The sequence below is a fragment of the bacterium genome (assembly GCA_035308905.1).
GTDB lineage: Bacteria > Sysuimicrobiota > Sysuimicrobiia > Sysuimicrobiales > Segetimicrobiaceae > DASSJF01.
Map to the genome: position 1 here is coordinate 34961 of DATGFS010000059.1, position 16610 is coordinate 51570.

The 16610-nt window shown below is 70.2% G+C and carries 15 protein-coding genes and 1 tRNA gene; 3 read left to right on the top strand and 13 right to left on the bottom strand.

Annotated elements, in window-relative coordinates; genetic code table 11:
* Nucleotides 1-34: 34 nt before the first annotated feature.
* From VKT83_16670 to VKT83_16705, 8 genes are all read right to left on the bottom strand, one after another.
* Nucleotides 35-1405 carry a sigma-E factor regulatory protein RseB domain-containing protein gene (locus VKT83_16670; GenBank protein ID HLY24101.1) on the bottom strand — a complete coding sequence of 457 codons (1371 nt, stop codon included), beginning with the start codon at nucleotides 1403-1405 and terminating at the stop codon, nucleotides 35-37.
* The gene (locus VKT83_16675; protein HLY24102.1) at nucleotides 1405-1965 is read right to left on the bottom strand and encodes a zf-HC2 domain-containing protein; all 561 of its coding nucleotides are present in this window, start codon (nucleotides 1963-1965) and stop codon (nucleotides 1405-1407) included. The genes VKT83_16670 and VKT83_16675 overlap by 1 nt, the downstream gene beginning before the upstream one ends.
* Entirely contained in the window at nucleotides 1962-2561 is a 600-nt protein-coding gene (locus VKT83_16680) for a sigma-70 family RNA polymerase sigma factor (protein HLY24103.1), read from the bottom strand. Before VKT83_16680 ends, VKT83_16675 begins: the two co-directional genes overlap by 4 nt.
* A gap of 74 nt (nucleotides 2562-2635) precedes the next feature.
* Nucleotides 2636-5125 carry a leucine--tRNA ligase gene (leuS, locus tag VKT83_16685; GenBank protein ID HLY24104.1) on the bottom strand — a complete coding sequence of 830 codons (2490 nt, stop codon included), beginning with the start codon at nucleotides 5123-5125 and terminating at the stop codon, nucleotides 2636-2638.
* A gap of 81 nt (nucleotides 5126-5206) precedes the next feature.
* On the bottom strand, nucleotides 5207-5608 hold the full coding sequence (locus VKT83_16690) for a DUF2231 domain-containing protein (GenBank protein HLY24105.1): 402 nt from the start codon (nucleotides 5606-5608) through the stop codon (nucleotides 5207-5209).
* 42 nt (nucleotides 5609-5650) lie between these two features.
* Entirely contained in the window at nucleotides 5651-6070 is a 420-nt protein-coding gene (locus VKT83_16695) for a hypothetical protein (GenBank protein ID HLY24106.1), read from the bottom strand.
* A 146-nt stretch (nucleotides 6071-6216) separates the two neighbouring features.
* Entirely contained in the window at nucleotides 6217-7953 is a 1737-nt protein-coding gene (locus VKT83_16700) for a Rieske (2Fe-2S) protein (GenBank protein HLY24107.1), read from the bottom strand.
* Nucleotides 7954-7973: 20 nt separating this feature from the next.
* Nucleotides 7974-9188, bottom strand: a complete 1215-nt coding sequence (locus VKT83_16705) for an MFS transporter (protein ID HLY24108.1) — start codon at nucleotides 9186-9188, stop codon at nucleotides 7974-7976.
* Between the two features lie 123 nt (nucleotides 9189-9311).
* On the opposite strand from VKT83_16705, the gene VKT83_16710 reads away from it, so the two are divergent.
* Both VKT83_16710 and VKT83_16715 read left to right on the top strand, forming a co-directional pair.
* Entirely contained in the window at nucleotides 9312-10001 is a 690-nt protein-coding gene (locus VKT83_16710; protein ID HLY24109.1) for an RraA family protein, read from the top strand.
* Between the two features lie 4 nt (nucleotides 10002-10005).
* The gene (locus VKT83_16715) at nucleotides 10006-11655 is read left to right on the top strand and encodes a thiamine pyrophosphate-dependent enzyme (protein ID HLY24110.1); all 1650 of its coding nucleotides are present in this window, start codon (nucleotides 10006-10008) and stop codon (nucleotides 11653-11655) included.
* Here the strand turns inward: VKT83_16715 and VKT83_16720 are convergent.
* The 4 genes from VKT83_16720 to VKT83_16735 are packed head-to-tail and all read right to left on the bottom strand — an operon-like array spanning nucleotide 11652 to nucleotide 16005.
* A complete protein-coding gene (locus VKT83_16720) occupies nucleotides 11652-12602 on the bottom strand; it encodes a M23 family metallopeptidase (protein ID HLY24111.1) in 951 nt (316 codons plus the stop codon). The genes VKT83_16715 and VKT83_16720 overlap by 4 nt on opposite strands.
* 52 nt (nucleotides 12603-12654) lie before the next feature.
* Nucleotides 12655-13473: an ABC transporter permease gene (locus tag VKT83_16725; protein ID HLY24112.1), complete on the bottom strand. Its 819-nt coding sequence runs from the start codon at nucleotides 13471-13473 to the stop codon at nucleotides 12655-12657.
* A gap of 59 nt (nucleotides 13474-13532) precedes the next feature.
* The gene (locus VKT83_16730) at nucleotides 13533-14456 is read right to left on the bottom strand and encodes an ABC transporter permease (GenBank protein ID HLY24113.1); all 924 of its coding nucleotides are present in this window, start codon (nucleotides 14454-14456) and stop codon (nucleotides 13533-13535) included.
* A gap of 10 nt (nucleotides 14457-14466) precedes the next feature.
* Entirely contained in the window at nucleotides 14467-16005 is a 1539-nt protein-coding gene (locus tag VKT83_16735) for an ABC transporter substrate-binding protein (protein HLY24114.1), read from the bottom strand.
* 14 nt (nucleotides 16006-16019) lie between these two features.
* Between VKT83_16735 and VKT83_16740 the strand changes: the two genes are divergently transcribed.
* Entirely contained in the window at nucleotides 16020-16328 is a 309-nt protein-coding gene (locus VKT83_16740; protein HLY24115.1) for a hypothetical protein, read from the top strand.
* 5 nt (nucleotides 16329-16333) lie between these two features.
* On the opposite strand, the gene VKT83_16745 is transcribed toward VKT83_16740, so the two are convergent.
* Nucleotides 16334-16409, bottom strand: a tRNA-Glu gene (locus VKT83_16745).
* Nucleotides 16410-16610 lie beyond the last annotated feature (201 nt).

Sequence of the window (16610 nt, forward strand, 5' to 3'; positions counted from 1 at the left end):
GCAATCCGGCAGGACGCGACGGCGTGAGACATCGCTAGGGTGTGGGGAGACCCGCCGGTGGGCCGGATGGAGCGGACGCCGGAAGCGCGGGCGTCATCGACGCGGTGTCCACGGCGCGGCGGACGGCCGCGCGGAGCGCGTCGGGCCGCATCTTCAGCTGCGTCGCGAGATCGGTGACGGACAGGCTGCCGTGCACGAAGCGCACGGTGGTATCGATGCCGGTCCCGAGCGCGTGAGAGATGGCGAACGCCTTCGCGATCTCGGGGAACGTCAGGCCCTCGCTGCGCAGGCGGCGGACGGTCGCCGGATCCGCCTCCGTGCGGCGGGAGACGTCCGCCACCAGCACCTGCTCGCGGCCGGCGATCAACTGCCCGGCCACGAGCATCAGCGTCTCCGACGGCGCGGTGCCCACGGCCGTGATGCGCAGTCCCCGCTGCTCCCAGATCAGCACGCGGAAGTAGCCGAGGTCGATGAACCGGCCGGGCTGCGACTGGACGCGCACCGGCAGTCCGGTCGTGGGCCAGCCGATCGAGCCGGCCGGCGCTTCGAAAAACGAGATGATGTTGCCGCCGTCGCTGTAGCGCAGATAGGCGGAGACCAGGCTCCCGAACCGGCTGACCGCGCCGCCGCGGAACGTGTAACCCTCGGGCAGCGCCGGCGGGACGAGCACCGGGAAGCCCACCTGCCGCTGCAGTTGAGCGGGGTTCTGCGTGCCGCCCGCCACGGTCTGGAGCGAGACGACGCGTGTTCCGGCGGGAGGCCGGTAGCGGAAGTACGCCTCCGGCAGATTCAGGCTGAAGCTGATGCGCGAAAAGTACGTGGTCAGAACGAGGCCGCGCGAGGCGTCCCGGTCCTCCGCGCGCAGGACCGTCCCGGTCAGCCGGTCCACCCACAACTGGCGCTGCACGCCTGTGCCGTGCGGTGTGAGCGACAGCACGTAGGCCTGCCGGCCGATGACCTCGTCGGTGCCGAGCAGCACGATGTCGTAGTTGCGCGTCAGCAGCGTCAGGCCGGCCGCCGCGCCGCCATCTTGAATGCTGTGGTCCTCGAAGAGCATATTCAAGGCCGGCTCGTAGTGCCGGGCAGTGGTGCCGTCGTCGACGATCACCCGCCCCGCGACGTCCTCCGGCGACAGGTATTCGAGCCGCAGCAGGTTCGGCCGCTTGTGCGACTCCGCGACGGTCACCGTCTCCATCCGGCCGTTGCGGAGCGCCGTGATGATCTTCGTGCCTTCGTAATCGATGAGCCGCGGCGCCTCGAGCGCCATCTTGAGGATGGCGCGCGGCGTCGGCGGCACCGCGGCCGCCTGTGTCGGCGGCGCGGGCGGGACGAACGGCGCCCCGATCGCGGCGCCCGCGACCAGCAGCACGAGCGCCGCCGTCATCGCCTTGGCCGCGACGCGCATCACCGGACTATGTCTCCGACGGGACGCGGGGTCTCCCCGGCGAGCACCAGTTCCGCGTCGCCGGCGACGAGGCCCACGTACGCGCGATCCACGAGCGGCGCGGTGCCCATCTGCATCGCGTGATCGTGGACGTACAGGTCGACGCCGATCTCGGTCGCATGGAGCCTGTCCACCGTGCCCTTCACGAGGGGCAGCACCGCGAGCGCGAGCGCGACGAGCACCCCGGCCAGGACCAGGCCCGGCCGGCGGCCGGCGATGCCGGGCCACGGGAGGCGGACGACGGAGTCCCACGCAGCGCGCATCCGCCCGGCCCATCCGCCGGATGCGCCTTCTGCCGTCGCCGGACGCATCATCGGCCGGCGAATGGCCGCCCAGAACGCCGCCGGCGGCTCGGCCGGCGGCAGACCGGCGAGCAGATCCCGCGCCACGCGGAGGTTCTCGTACGCATCGCGGCAGGCGGCGCAGTCCAGCAGGTGCTCCTGCACCGCGCGGGTCTCGGCGGCCGTCAACTCCGAATCCACGTAGGCCGACAGCAGGCGGCCGGCGCGATGGTGGTTCACGGCTGCCACCCCCGGCGCCGCGCCTCGACGTACGGACGCAGCCGTACCTGGAGAACCTGGCGGGCCCGGTGGAGCCGCGATTTCACGGTTCCAAGCGGAACGCGCAGAATCGCGGCGATCTCTTCGTAGGCAAATCCTTCGATATCGCTCAGCACCACAACCATCCGCAGATCCGGGCTGAGCACACCGAGGGCCTGTTGGATCGCGCCGTCGATGTGCTCGCGTTCGAACACGGCCTCCGGGTTGGCCGCGACGTCCGGAAACTCCCGGGTTAACTCGCCGCGCAGCGTGTCGATCGGCGCGTCGAGGGACTCGACGCGCGCCTTCGGCCGCCGGCGCAGCAGATCGATATACAGGTTGCTGACGATGCGATACAGCCAGCTCTCGAGCGGCGCCCCCGGCTGGACCCGCCGCAGCGCCCGGTAGACCCGGAGGAACGCCTCCTGGGACAGATCGCGGGCGTCGGCTTGGTTGCCGGTCATCCGGTACGCGATGTTGTAGACGTGCCGGGCGTAGCGCTGGACGATGCCGTCGTAGCGCGCCAGTTCTTCCGCCGTGTAGGCCGGCGCCTTCACGGCCTCAGGCGGCGGCGCCATAAGTGCCACGGCGGCGGCAACGTCGCTCATCACCCGGTGTAACGAGCAAACGGGCCAGAAAGTTTCGGTCGCGCCTACCGGGCGACGACGTTGACCAGCTTGCCGGGGACGACGATGACATCCTGAACGGCCTTGCCGTCGGTAAACTTGCGGACGCGCTCGCTCTCCAGCGCCACGTCCCTGAGGCGCGCCTCGTCGATGCCGGCCGGAACGCTGATGCGGTCGCGCACACGGCCGTTGACCTGCAGGACCACGGTCACGGTCTCTTCGCGGATCGCCGCGGCGTCCCACGTCGGCCAGGACTGCCGGTGCACGCTGTAGGCGCCGCCGAGCCTTGCCCACAGCTCCTCGGCGACGTGCGGTGTGAGCGGCGCGAGCATCAGCACGAGCGTCCGCAGCGCGTCTTTCCATTCCGCGGTCGCCGGTCCGCCTTCGGCCCGCAGCTCGGCCAGCCGGTTCATGTAGGTCATCAGCGCCGCGACCGCGGTGTTGAAGCGGAACGCCTCGAGGTCGTCCGTCACGCGCTTGAGCGCCTGGTGCGTCGCGCGCCGGACCTGCCCCGCGAGGGAGGACGGGTCCGCGGCGCCGCCGTCGCCGGCAGCGCGCTCACGGCCGCCCGCCGACACCGCATCGGCGCCGGACGACGTCTCCAGCACGAGATGCCATACACGCTGCAGGAAGCGGTGCACGCCCTCGATGCCGCGGGGATTCCAGGGGCCGCCCCCGTCCCACGGTCCGATGAACATCAGGTACACCCGCACCGTGTCGGCGCCCATCGTGCCCACGTAGTCGTCGGGGTTCACGACGTTGCCGCGCGACTTGCTCATCCGGTTCCCGTCGGGCCCGAGGATGATGCCCTGGTTGAACAGCCGCAGCATCGGCTCGTCGAGGGTGGTGAGCCCGAGGTCCCGCATCGCCTTCGTGAAAAACCGCGTGTACATGAGGTGCAGCACGGCGTGCTCGATGCCGCCGGTGTACTGATCGACCGGCAGCCAGCGGCGGCCGGCCTCCGGGTCGTACGGCTGCGCGGCATCGTGCGGGCTCAAGAACCGGTACTGGTACCAGGACGAGTCGACGAAGGTGTCCATCGTGTCGATCTCGCGCTCGGCCGGTCCCCCGCATTTCGGGCACGTGGTCTTGCGAAACTTCTCGTGGTATTTGAGCGGCGACTCGCCGGTCGGCAGAAACTCCGCGTCCTCGGGAAGGCGCACCGGCAGATCCTCATAGGGCACCGGTACCGCGCCGCAGGACGGACAGTACACGATCGGGATCGGCGTGCCCCAGTAGCGCTGCCGGCTGATCAGCCAGTCGCGCAGCCGGTACGTCACCGCGGCGCGCCCGCGCCCCGCCCGGTCGAGCGCTTCCGTGACCCGCCGGCGGCCCTCCGCGCTCGACGTGCCGTCGAAGGGGCCGGAGTTCACCATCGTCCCCTCTCCGATGTAGGCCTCTGCGAGCGGCTTGCCGTCCCAGTCCGGCGGCGCGATGACGGTCGGAATCGGCAGCCGGTATTTCTTCGCGAACTCCCAGTCGCGGGTGTCGTGCGCCGGCACCGCGTGAATCGCGCCGGTGCCGTACGACAGCAGCACGTAGTCGCCGATGTAGATCGGGATCCGCGCGTTCGTCAGCGGGTGGCGCGCGTAGGCGCCGATGAACACGCCGGTCTTCTCCCGGTCCTCGGCAAGGCGCTCGATCTCGGTCTGCCGCCGCGCACGGTGCACGTAGGCCGTGACCTCCGCGCGGTGCTCCGGGGTCGTCAGCTTCTCGACAAGCGGATGCTCCGGCGCCAGCACGAGGAACGTCGCCCCGAAGAGCGTATCCGGCCGCGTCGTGAACACCGTGATCGGATCGCCCTGCTCGCTCATGTAGACGATCTCGGCGCCGTCGCTGCGGCCGATCCAGTTTCGCTGCAGCGTCTCGACGCGCTCCGGCCACTCCATCTTGCTGAAATCCAAGAGCTCGTCGGCGTAGCGCGTGATCCGGAAGAACCACTGCTCGAGGTCCTTCTTGATCACCGGCGTACCGCACCGCTCGCAGACGCGCTCGGCCCCGACGACCTGTTCGCGCGCCAGCGTCGTGTTGCAGTGCGGACACCAGTCGACCGGCGCCATCGCGCGGTAGGCGAGCCCGGCCTCGTAGAACTTCAGGAAAAACCACTGGTTCCAGACGTAGTACTCCGGAAGGCACGTGACGATCTCGCGCGACCAGTCGAACATCGCGCCCATCGAGCGCAGTTGTCCGCGCATCCGCTCGATGTTCGCGATCGTCCACTTGTAGGGGTGGATGCCGTGGCTGATCGCGGCGTTCTCGGCCGGCAGGCCGAAGGCGTCGAAGCCCATCGGGAAGAGGACGTTGTGCCCCCGCATGCGCTGGAAGCGCGCCTTGGCGTCGGACGGGGTCATCGCGTACCAGTGCCCGATGTGGAGGTCGCCGCTCGGATACGGGTACATCGTCACGAAATAGTACTTGGGCCGCGAGGCATCGTCGCGGACGCGGTACAGCCCGTCCGCCTCCCAGCGGGCCTGCCACGTGGCTTCTATGGTTTTCGGATCGTAGGGGTCAGTCATGGTCGGGCCACAGCGCCGCCGGGGCCCCGCATCATCTTACCTGAAAACCCCCCGAAGAGGTAGGGCTCCGGCGTCCGGACCTCACATGACGGACCGCATGTCGTGGCCGAGATACCCCGTCAGCGCCACGGCCAGCGCTCCCACGACCGAGAGAGCGATCGCCCACGCCGGCATGTGGTTGCCCGTCCGCCACCGCCACAGAAAGAGGCCAAGAAACAGCGCCGTCGTGCAGTACGCGACGACGCTGTGCCTCAGATGGCGCTGCTCCAGGCCGGTCCCCACGCCCTGCGCTTCGAGATTCAGGAGGTCCAGCCAGCCCATCGCGATGGCCACGAAGGCGGCGGCCAGGCCGATGCCCGTCAACCAGTACGCCGACTCGCGGAACAGCGCGCGATCGGGCCGCCGCAGATGCAGTACGTCGAAAAACGCCGCGGTCAACCACAACGCGATCGGAAAATGTACGACGAGGGGGTGGATCAGCACGCCGGCCGATCCACCCCTCGCGACGATCGCACGCGATCCAGGCTACTGCCCGAGGTCGTTCGAGGCCTTGGTGAGGTATTCCGCGACGACCTTCGCCCAGGGCTGCGCCTGCGTCACGTCGGTCATGTCCCGCGCCTGCTTGCACAGACTCAGCGCGATGTTCGCGTCATCCCACGCAGCCTTTGCACCGGGCACGTTGGCCGCGACGGCCGCCTTGAGATCCGGCAGGATCCCGTGGCCCTGGCCGCTGCACGGATACCCGACCGCCTGGACGTAGTCCGCGCCGGACGGCCCCTCCAAGCAGTTGATGGTATGCTGCACATGCAGCTTGGTCGCGGAGATCGCGCCCTTCTGCGCGAGCTCCCCGGCGTGGAACGTCGCCGTCTTGAGCTGCGTCTTGATGGAGCCGACCATGTCCATCCCCATCATCGCGCCGTTCGACGGCAGTGTCACGAGAGCCACGAAACACACAACGAGCGCCGCGCTCCCCCAACCTCTCACATTTTCGCCCCCTTTAGGCGGTTCCAAGGTCGCCGGCCCCTTCCGGAACCGGCGCGTTCCAAGTCATCATCGGGATGAATTGTAACGGTAATATGGCGTTGGACCGGCTATTCCTCTTCAAAGAGGCGTTCGCCGCGGTGCAGGCGCCGCGCGATCTCGAAGGTCTGCCCCTGCGCGCGGACCGTGGGGGCGTGGGCGGCGAGATAGCGGACGGCGGCGACGAGCACGTGCGTCCCCGCCTTCGTCCCCCGCCGGCCGGCGTACTGGCGGAAGGCGGCCTCCAGCATCTGTATAGTATGGAAGTTTCTGTCTTCCCGGACGAGCAGGCGGCCGAGGGCGGCGAGCAGCGGGGCCACGTCACCCGGACGGCCGAGGAACGCCGTCACAAGGCGCGCGGCCGGCGTGACCTGCTGCTGGCGGTCGAGCGTGGCGGCAAGCTCGCCGAGCATGTCGGGCCCGGCCTCGGGATCGGGGTCGGGAAGCCGCGCCGGAGGCACGTTCAGAAACCGGTCCAGATAGACGCTCATCGCCGCGTCGAAGACCCCGCGGAGCAGCAGCGCCGATCCACTGCGCCGGAGCCCCTGCTGCACCGCGTTCGCGAACGTGAAGGTGTGCAGGGCGGTGTCCCAGTCCCCGAATTCGTTGGACTGCGGAAAGCGCGCGATGCGCAGCGCGGCGGCGTACGTGACCGCGCCGGCCACGTCGGCGGGCGCGGCGCCCCGCCGCAGCGCCTCGAGCAGCGCGTCCGCGATCGCCTGAGGGTTCTCGCCGAGCAGCACGGGCACGAGTGGGCCGGGGTCGAGCGCGCGGCCGCGCCCGCGCCCCGTCTCGAGCGCCTCCGGCAGTGAGCGGGCCGCCGCCTCGACGATCGCGACAAGATCGACGGGGTGACGCCACTCGTTCGACTCCTCCATCCGGTCGGCCGTCGCGTACGCCGTCGCGAGGCTCGCAAGCGCCGCTTCGGCGTGCGTCCAACCCGCGATGTCGAGCGCTTCGAACGCCTTGTTCGTGAAATCGAGCACGTGGCCGATCTCGATGAACCGATGGTCCGTCGCCGCGGCGAACAGCATGCCGGCGAGGGAGGCGGCGTCCGCTCCGGCGCGCACGGCGGAGACGATGCAGCGCTCCGCGCCCTCGGCGTCGCGCACGTCGACGAAACGCCGGAACCACTCGGTGAGCCGGCCGATGTCCGCCGCGGCGTCGGGGAGCGGCGCCAGCACAAACCGGGGCGCAGCGCCGCCGGTGTCGCGCGCGACCGCGCTCAGGCCTTGATAGAGTGCCCACGGCCGGTCCGCCTCGTCCAGGTACGGCACCAAATTCGCGTAGCACGTCAGCATCGTCAGGCCCTGCCCCCAGCCCGCGGCCCGGTACCGGGTCCCGAACTCGAGTCCGATCCGCACCGCCTCGACGGCGCCAGCGCCGTCGGCGCCGAGCACCAGCGCGGCCTTGGCGATCACGAGCGGGATATCGCGCTCGAGTCCGTCGCGAAGCCGCCGGCGGTGGTGCGCGCGCGGATCGCCGCGCGGCGCGAGGTCCACGTAGACGTCGCCGTCGCGCACGTCGACCGGGTATGCCCGGACGTCGTCGGCGAACTGGTCGAACGTGCCGCCGCCGGCGAGGTCGAAGCGCGCGTGGTGCCAGTGACAGGTGAGGATCCCGTCGGCGACGCTGCCGCGGTCGAGCGGGAACCCCATGTGGGGACAGCGGTTATCCACCGCGTAGAGGCGTCCGTCCGACACGAACAGCGCGACCGCATGGCCGTCCACGTGCACGGCGAGACGGCCCGCCTGGTGCACCTCGGCGGCCCGCGCCGCCCGCATCCACCGTGGTCCCGACGTTTCCATCTCGTCCCTCCCCGCGCCGATTAGTCCGACTCGCCGTATTCGACCGCGGGCTCCTCGATCGCCGGGGCGAGGCCCCGCGTGGAGAGTGCCGCGACGGCCAGCACCGCTCCGGCCGCCACAAACACCGGCCGAATGGTTGCCGCCGCCGCGAACAGCCCGCCGGCGATCGGCCCCACGAGGTTGCCGATCATGATCGCGCTGCTCGTGAGCCCCATGATCCCGCCGAGCCGCTCAGGCGGCGTACGCCGTGCCACGATCGCGTAGAGCGGCGGCATGAGGCCGCCGACCGCCAACCCGAGCGCCGCGCGGAGAATGAACAGCGCGACGGGCCCCCGCACCGCGGCCTGCGCGATGTAGGTCACGCACGCACCCCACAGCACCATCGTGAGGACGCGCCCCTCGCCGAGGCGGTCGGACACTCTGCCCCACATCGCCGCGCCGAGCATCGACGCGAACCCCGTCACAGAAAAGAGTACCCCGGCGACGGTGGCGACCCGCGGCGCGGGCACGCCGAGCGTCTGCACGAACACGGGAAAGATCGGCTCGACGGCCATCACCGCGAGATTGCTGGTGCAGAGAAGCAGGCCGACCGTCCGCAGTACCGGCGAGCCGAAAAAATAGGCGAGGTTGTCGCGAACGCCGGGTCCGCCCTCGCGGGCGCGCCCGCCCGTCGATTCGCGCGTCGCGACCAGGACGACCGCGGCGCCGGCCCAGCATGAGAGCCCGGTAAACACGAACACCCACCGGTAGCCGATTTCGTCGGCGAGCGCGCCGCCGATCAGCGGGCCGATGATGCCGCCCGCCGTCAGCGAGCTTTGGAGGATGCCCATCGCCGTCCCGAGCCGGTCGCGAGGAATCGACGACGAGACGAGCGCATTGGTCGCGGCGACAAACCCGCTCACGGCGCCCTGGACCATGCGCAGGGCCAGCAACTGCCACACCGCGCCGACGGTCGCGGCCAGCATGTTCGTCAGGCCGATGCCCGCGAGCGCGCGCAGCACCATGATCTTGCGGCCGTAGCGGTCCCCGAGCACGCCCCACAGCGGCGCGATGAGCGTCTGCGCCAGGAACGGCGCCGCGAACAGAATTCCGCTCAACCGTTCGACGTCGTCGAGGCGGTGCACGCCGAGCGTGCCGATGTAGAGCGGCATGAACGGCACCACGAGGGTGAGACCGACCATCGTGATGAACTGGGCGGCCCACAGCGCGTACAGATTTTTTTGCCACTGCGCCATCGTGTTCGCCTCTACACCGCGCGCGCCGCGGCCTGTAATGACACGGCCGCCCGGCGGGAAGGTCTCGACCTCCGGCCGCAAGAATCTGTGCGGGCACCCACCACGCACGGCACGGAGGCCTGGATGCCCCAACCGCTCGGACCCGACGCGCTAGCGAAACTTCGCACGTACACGACCCCAACGCTTTCCAACGCGATCGAGACGTTCAACGTCCGGCCGAAGAACGCCGGGTTTACGACGGGACGGGTGCGCTGTCTCTTTCCCGACCTCGGGCCCATGGTTGGATACGCCGTCACCGCGACCTGCCGTGCCGGGACGGCCCCGCCCCCCGACGCCACCGCGCGCCGGGCGGCGTTGTGGCGGGCGATCGAGACGGTGCCGGCGCCGCGGGTCGTCGTGATCCAAGACCTGGATGATCCGCCGGGTATCGGCGCGTTTTGGGGCGAGGTGCAAAGTACGATCCATCATGCGCTGGGTTGTGTGGGTACGGTCACGAACGGCGGCGTCCGCGATCTCGACGAGGTGCGCGCGCTCGGCTTTCACTTTTTCGCCGGAAGCGTCGTGGTCTCCCGCGCCTACGTGCACCTGGTCGGCGTCGGCGATCCGGTCGAGGTCGACGGCCTGCCGGTGCGGCCCGGCGATCTGCTGCACGCGGATCAGCACGGCGTCGTGTCGATTCCCCACGAGATCGCCGGGCGGCTCGACGACGCCGTCGAGCGGGTGAACCGGTCGGAGCAGGAGATCCTGGCGTACTGCCGCCGACCCGACTTCACCCGGGAAGGCCTCGAAGCGATCTACCTGAAGCGGAGATAGCGGCATGCTCGCCAAGGTCGCGATGTTCGAGATGCTGCGCGCGCGCGGGGTCCGCCACGTCTTCGGCAATCCCGGCACGACCGAGCTCAACTTCATGGAGATGTTCGCGGACTATCCCGACATCCAGTACGTGCTGGCGCTGCAGGACGCGATTCCGGTCGGGATGGCGTACGGCTATGCGCAGGCGACCGGCCGGCCCGCCTTCGTGAACTTACATATCACCCCCGGGCTCGCCAACGGACTCGGCAACATCTTCAACGCCTATCGCGCGAAGGTGCCGCTCGTCGTCACCGCGGGCCAGGTGGACACCCGGATGATCCTGCAAGAGCCGGCGCTGTGGAGCGATCTCGCGCGGCTGGCGTCCCCCTACACCAAATGGTCGTATGAGGCGCGCGCGCCCGAGGACGTGCCGCCCGCGCTGGCGCGCGCGTTCAAGACGGCGGCCGCGGCGCCGGCCGGCCCCGTGTTTCTCGGGCTGCCGATGAACTGCCTCGACGGCGAAGTCCCCGGCCCCGCGCCGTGGTTCGACGTCGATGCGGAGACCCGGCCGGCGCCCGCCGTGATCGACCGGATCGCCGCCGCGCTCGCAGACGCGCGCGATCCCGTGCTGCTCGTTGGGGGCGGCGCGGCGACGCCGCGGGCCCGCGAGGCGCTGGTCCGGATCGCGGAAGCGACCGGCGCGCGCGTGTACGGCGAGCGCCTTCCCACCCGGTCCGCGTTCCCGACCGACCACCCGCAGTACCTCGGCATGGCCGGCTTGGCCCTGCCGGAGCTTCAGGCCGAGCTCGGCGGCGCGGACGTGGTGGTGCTCGCGGGCGCGCGGAAGTTCGCGGGCCTCTTGTACACGCCGCCGGTCAATCTCGCGGCGCGGACGACCGTCGTGCACATCGACCCCGACCCCTGGGAGATCGGCAAGAACATCGTCCCCACGATCGGCGCCGTCGGGGATGTGAGCGCCACCCTCTCGGAGATCGCGGACCGCCTCGCCGAGCGCCTCGGCGGGGCGCCGCCGCGGGCCGCCGAGCAGCGCCGCGCGGCGGTCGCCAAGGAGCGCGCGCAGCGGGAGGAACGCTGGCGCCAGGCCGCGGCGCTTCCGAGGCCGGGCGAGCGGATGTCGGCGGCCTGCGCTTACCGGATTCTCGGCGAGGCGATGGACGACCGGACGACCATCGTCGATGAGGCGGTGACGGCCGCGCGGATCGCGGACCGCTATCTGCCGCTGCGGACCGAGCAATCGTATCTCGGCATCGCCGCGGGCTCGCTCGGGCTCGGCCTCCCCGCCGCGCTCGGAGCGCAGATGGCGTGGCCCGACCGCCGGGTGATTTGCACGATCGGCGACGGATCGCTGATGTACACGGTCCAGGCGCTGTGGACCGCGGCGCGGTACCACATCCCGGTAACCGTGTTGGTCGTCGACAACCGGGCCTACGAGGTGCTCAAGTCCGGGATGAGATCGTACAAGGGCGGGAACGTGCGGCCGGACCGTCTCGTGGGAATGGATCTCGATCAGCCGCCGATCGACATTCCCGCGGTGTCCCGCGGCTTCGGGGTGGCGGCGCAGGTCGTGAACGACCCGGCCGAGCTGCGCGCGGCGCTCGCGGAGCGCTCGCCCGAGCCGCGCCTCATCGACGTGATGGTGCGCGAGGGGATCTAGTCCGTCAGGCCCGGGCGGGCCGTCGTCCAGAACAGCGGATTGACCCAGTGCCCGTCCGCGTACAACCCCCAGTGCAGGCTCGGTCCCGTCACGAGGCCCGTCGCACCGATGCGGCCGATGAGGTCGCCCGGTGCCACGCGTTCGCCTTCATGGACGGCGAACGATGAGAGGTGCAGGTACTCGGTCAGCACGCCCTGTCCGTGGTCCAACACGATCGTGTTGCCGCCGAGCGGCAACGCCCGCGCGAGGGCCACGAGGGCGCCACTCGGCGCCGTGACCGGTACGCCGGCCGGCACGTCAAAGTCCACGCCCTGGTGCCACCATTCCCGGCGGCCGTTATAGAAGCCCTGGTCGCCGTACGGCGAATCGACCGGTCCGGTGACCGGTGCGTGAAATGGCCCGGACCAAAACGCTTCCGGCGTGCGTCGTCCGAGCACCGAGTTGAGGGCCGCGGCCTCGATCGCGAGATTCTTGGGAGTGACGAGTCCCATGGTCTTGGGGGGCAGCGTGAGATGCCGCTCCGCGAATTGCGTCCGGCCGATTCGAACGGTTCGCCGCGCGGTGACGGCGCTTCCGCCGGGCGGGGTAATCACCACCGCCACCGGGTAGGTCCCCGGCGGCGTATCGGGATCGGTGCCGCGAAGCGCGCGCCACGTTCCCTCGGTCACCGCAAAGACCGGCAGCGATGCGCCGTTGAACCGCACCGCCACGCTGGACCCCGCGGCCGCGTGGATAACGATGGCCACGGTATCGCCTTGAACGGGCGCGGGCGGGGCGATCACCACCGGCGCGGCGGCCGCGGCTCCCGATGGCGGCCGCACCTGACCTGCCAGCGCGAGCAGCGCGACCGCCGCGACCGCCCGGCCCCACGTCCACGCACGCCGGCGAGCGGCGGGGCGTCCGCGGTTCACGATTTCGGACTGCTCACGGTCCACAGAGGTGCCCACGGCCGTTCCGTATGATTTGTTCCTCGACGGCGGTCACGGTGCCTCCGGGTGGCTACGCGGTGTCGGGGGTCAGCAGGTCCCGCAGCCAGTCGCCGACCAGATTGAAGCCCATCACCGTCAGCATGATCGCGAGTCCCGGAAAGGTCGAATCCCACCACGCCGTCTGGATGTAGTTGCGGCTGTCGGCCAGCATCCCGCCCCACGACGGGATCGACGGATCCGCGCCGAGCCCGAGGAACGTGAGGGCCGCCTCGAGGAGAATGTTGTTGGCGACGCTGAGCGTCGCCAACACGGACACCGCGCCGAGCGCGTTCGGCAGCACGTGCGCCCAGATGATGCGCCGGTCGGCGAGCCCGATCGCGCGCGCCGCCTGGATGTAGTCCGTCTCCCGCACGGCGAGCGTCTCACTCCGCACCAGGCGCGCGTACGAGGCCCACTGCGTCACCGCCAGCACCAGCACGATCCGGCTGAGCCCCGGCCCCAGCACCGCGATTACAACGATCGCGAACAGAATGAACGGGAAGCTGAGCTGGAGATCCGCCGCCCGCATCGCCAACTCGCCCCACCAGCCGCCGTAGTAGCCGGCGAGGAGGCCGAGGCAGGTGCCCGCGATCCCGCTCACGGCCACCGACAGCACGCCGACTTCGAGCGATACCCGCGCCCCGTAAATGATGCGGCTCAAGAGGTCGCGGCCGATCGCGTCCGTGCCGAGCGGGTACGCCGAGGGACGCAGCCACGAGGGGGGCAAGAGCCGCGCGCCGAGGTCCGCCGCGTCGGGCGCGTGCGGCGCGAGGAGCGGCGCCGCGATCGCGCTGAGGGCCGCCGCGGCGACCAGCCCGAGGCCCACGAACAGCGTCAGCCGGAGCCCGATCGGCCGGCGGTGCCTCGGGCGCGCCTGGGGCAGCGGCCCGGAGACCGCCTGCGCCGCCGTCACGAGCTCACCCGGACGCGCGGATTCAACAGGCCGTAGCTCAGATCCACCAGGAGGTTGACGAGCACGACCGCCAGGGCGAGCACGACGACAACGCCCTGCACGACCGGATAATCGCGGTAGGTCACCGCCTGCAGCGCCAGCTGCCCGAGTCCGGGCCACGCGAAGACATTTTCCAGCACCACCACTCCGCCGAGCAGCGCCCCGAACTGCAGGCCCACGAACGTCACGACCGGCAGCAGCGCGTTGCGGAGGCCGTGGCGCACCACCACGCGGCCCTCGCGGAGGCCCTTCGCGCGGGCCGTGCGCATGTACGGCTGCCCCAGCGTGTCGAGCAGACTCGCGCGCACGAGCCGCACGAGCGTGCTCGCCAGAATGACCCCCAAGGTCACGCACGGCAGCACGAGCGACGCCGGCCCGCTGTACCCCGAGGGCGGGAGCCAGCGCAGGCGGACGGCGACGATCAAGATCAGCATGATCGCGAGCCAGAAGTTTGGGAACGAGAGGCCGAGCAGGCTGCCGACCCGGATCAGGAAATCGGCGAGCGCGTTGCGGTGCGTCGCGGCGTAGGCGCCGAGCGGGAACGCCGCCGCGAGCGCCACGAGCATGCCGCCTACGCCGAGGGCGAGCGTCGGCCCGGCCCGTTCCAGGATCACCCCCGCGACGGGTTGGCCGCTGCGAAACGACGTGCCGAGATCGCCGCGGACGGCTCCGGCGACGAAGCCGGCGTACTGCGCGAGGAACGGCCGGTCAGTGCCCAACGCGTGCCGGATCCGCGCGATGTCCTCGGCGCTCGGCGCGGATCCCTGGAAGAGCACCACCGCCGGATCGCCGGTCAGGCGAATGCCAAACGCGACGAAGAGCGAGATCGCCGCCAGGACGGCGAGCGCCCCTCCCGCCCTGGCGGCGACGAAACGAATCACGCGGCCGCGTCTATCGCGTGGACACTTGCAGCAGCCGCACCCGGTCGTCCGGCGGTGCTGCGAACCCCTCCACCCGCTTGTTGACGCCCCACAGGTTCACGCTCTGCCAGAGCGGAAAATCGATCGCCAGGTCGTAGAGACGCCGGTCGAGGCTCTGGAACGCCTTGAGGCGCGTCCGCTGGTCGTTGGTCGTGCGCTCCGCGTCAAGGTACTTCTCGACGTCCGCGTCGGTGAAGACGGGGTTCCAGTATTCGCCTTTGTGGTACAGCAGGTAGGCCGTGTTGTCGAAGTCGAGCGTCCAGCCCCCCCAGCCAAACTCATAGATCGGACCCGTCTTGGCGTGCGGGAGGACGTCGCTGAAGTAGGTCACCTGTTCCACCGGCGCCAGCGCGAGCTTGAGCCCCACCGCGCCGAGATAGCTCACCATCGCCTGCGCCGCCTCGCGAAAATCCGCGTTGTTGCTCGGGAAGCTGAGCGACACGTCGGTGCCGGGCCGCACGCCGGCTTCCGCCAGCAGCGACTTGGCGCGGGCGGGATCGAACGGGTACGGCTTGAGGGACGGATCGTTGCCGAACGAGAGCGGGCTCTGGAACGTCGACACCCGGTGGCCGTAGCCCTGAAGAATCGTATCGATGATCTTCTGCACGTCGATCGCCGCGATCACCGCCTTGCGGAACCGCACGTCGCCGGCCGGCGGCTTGGACGGATCGAACCGGATCTCGAGGACGGTCGGGCTGCCCACCGGCAGCAGCGTGAGGTTGGCGTCGCCCTTGACGACGCTCGCCTGGCTCACGGGCACGCCCTGCGCGATGTCGGCGCGGCCCGCCTGCAGCTCCGCGACGCGCGTCGCGGCCTCGGGCACGAACCGGTACGTGAGGGCGGAGACGCGCGGCGCGCCGCCCCAGTACGTCCGGTTCGCGGCGAGCGTGAGGTGGTCGTCCTTGCGGTACTCGACGAACTTGAAGGGCCCCGTGCCGACCGGGTTCGCGCCGAAGTACGCGCCGCCGTGGTCCTGCACGTACTTCGGCGGTACGATCATGGCGCCGTAGCCCGCCAGCTTCGTGATGATCACCGGATCCTTGACCTTCATGACCATCCGGACGGTGTACGGGTCGACCACCTGCACATGATCGATCGACTTGTAGTTGCCCTGCTGGGGCCCCTTGGCGCCCTCCGGCCCCAGCAGCCGGTCGAACGTGAACTTCACGGCCGCCGCGTTGAACGGCTCGCCGTCGTGGAACGTGACGCGCGCCCGCAGCTTGAACACCCAGGTGAGCCCGTCGTCGGAGGTCGACCAGCTCGTCGCCAGGCCGGGACGCAGTTTGAGATCCGTTCCGCGGTCCACGAGGCCGTCGAAGATCTGGCAGCCCACCATGCCCCAGGACAGCAGGAACGTGGCGATCGGATCCCAGTTCTGGGGATCCTGTCCCTGCACGATCACGAGGGACCGTCCGCGGCTGCCGGCCGGCGACTGCGCGTTGACCGCGCCCCCGGCGCCCACCGCCATTGCTGCGCACAAAACGAACACGAGCACCGTGCGTCTCGTCATGACAGAGCCTCCGCGTGGTGTCGTTCGACCATGCGCGTGCCTCGCGTGTGTTTGATTTCGGGGAAACGCGTCCCTGCAGGAGATCAGACGGGCTGTTCGGCAGGGCCGCCGTACCGAACACCGGGAACCCGGACAAGGTGACCGACGGCGAGCGCCTCCACGACATCACGCAGAAACTGCGCGACTGGGGCTATCTGTCGCATTTCCCCGACGCCGAGCGGGACGTGGCCTGGCTGCTCGAGCAGCTCGCCGAGCGGGACGCGCGGATCGCCGAACTGGAGCTGCAGGTGAAGCAAACGGAGTGGATCCTGTCGCTGCCCTGACGAACTGGTGGCCCCAGGGGAATTCGAATCCCCGTTTCGGCCTTGAGAGGGCCGCGTCCTAGGCCTCTAGACGATGGGGCCGTCCGGCCGGTTCAAAGTATACCAACCGACCGGGACAGCGGCAACCGGTCTCCCCGCATCGGTAGTGTACGCTGCGTTGTGGACTTTCGAAGAGGAGCCCCAAAACGAGGGGCGTACCCCCCATCCAACAACCCGATCCCACATTGAAAGGAGGATACGCCCGTGGCCAGTGTGCCAGCACTGACCGATCTCACCGTAGCC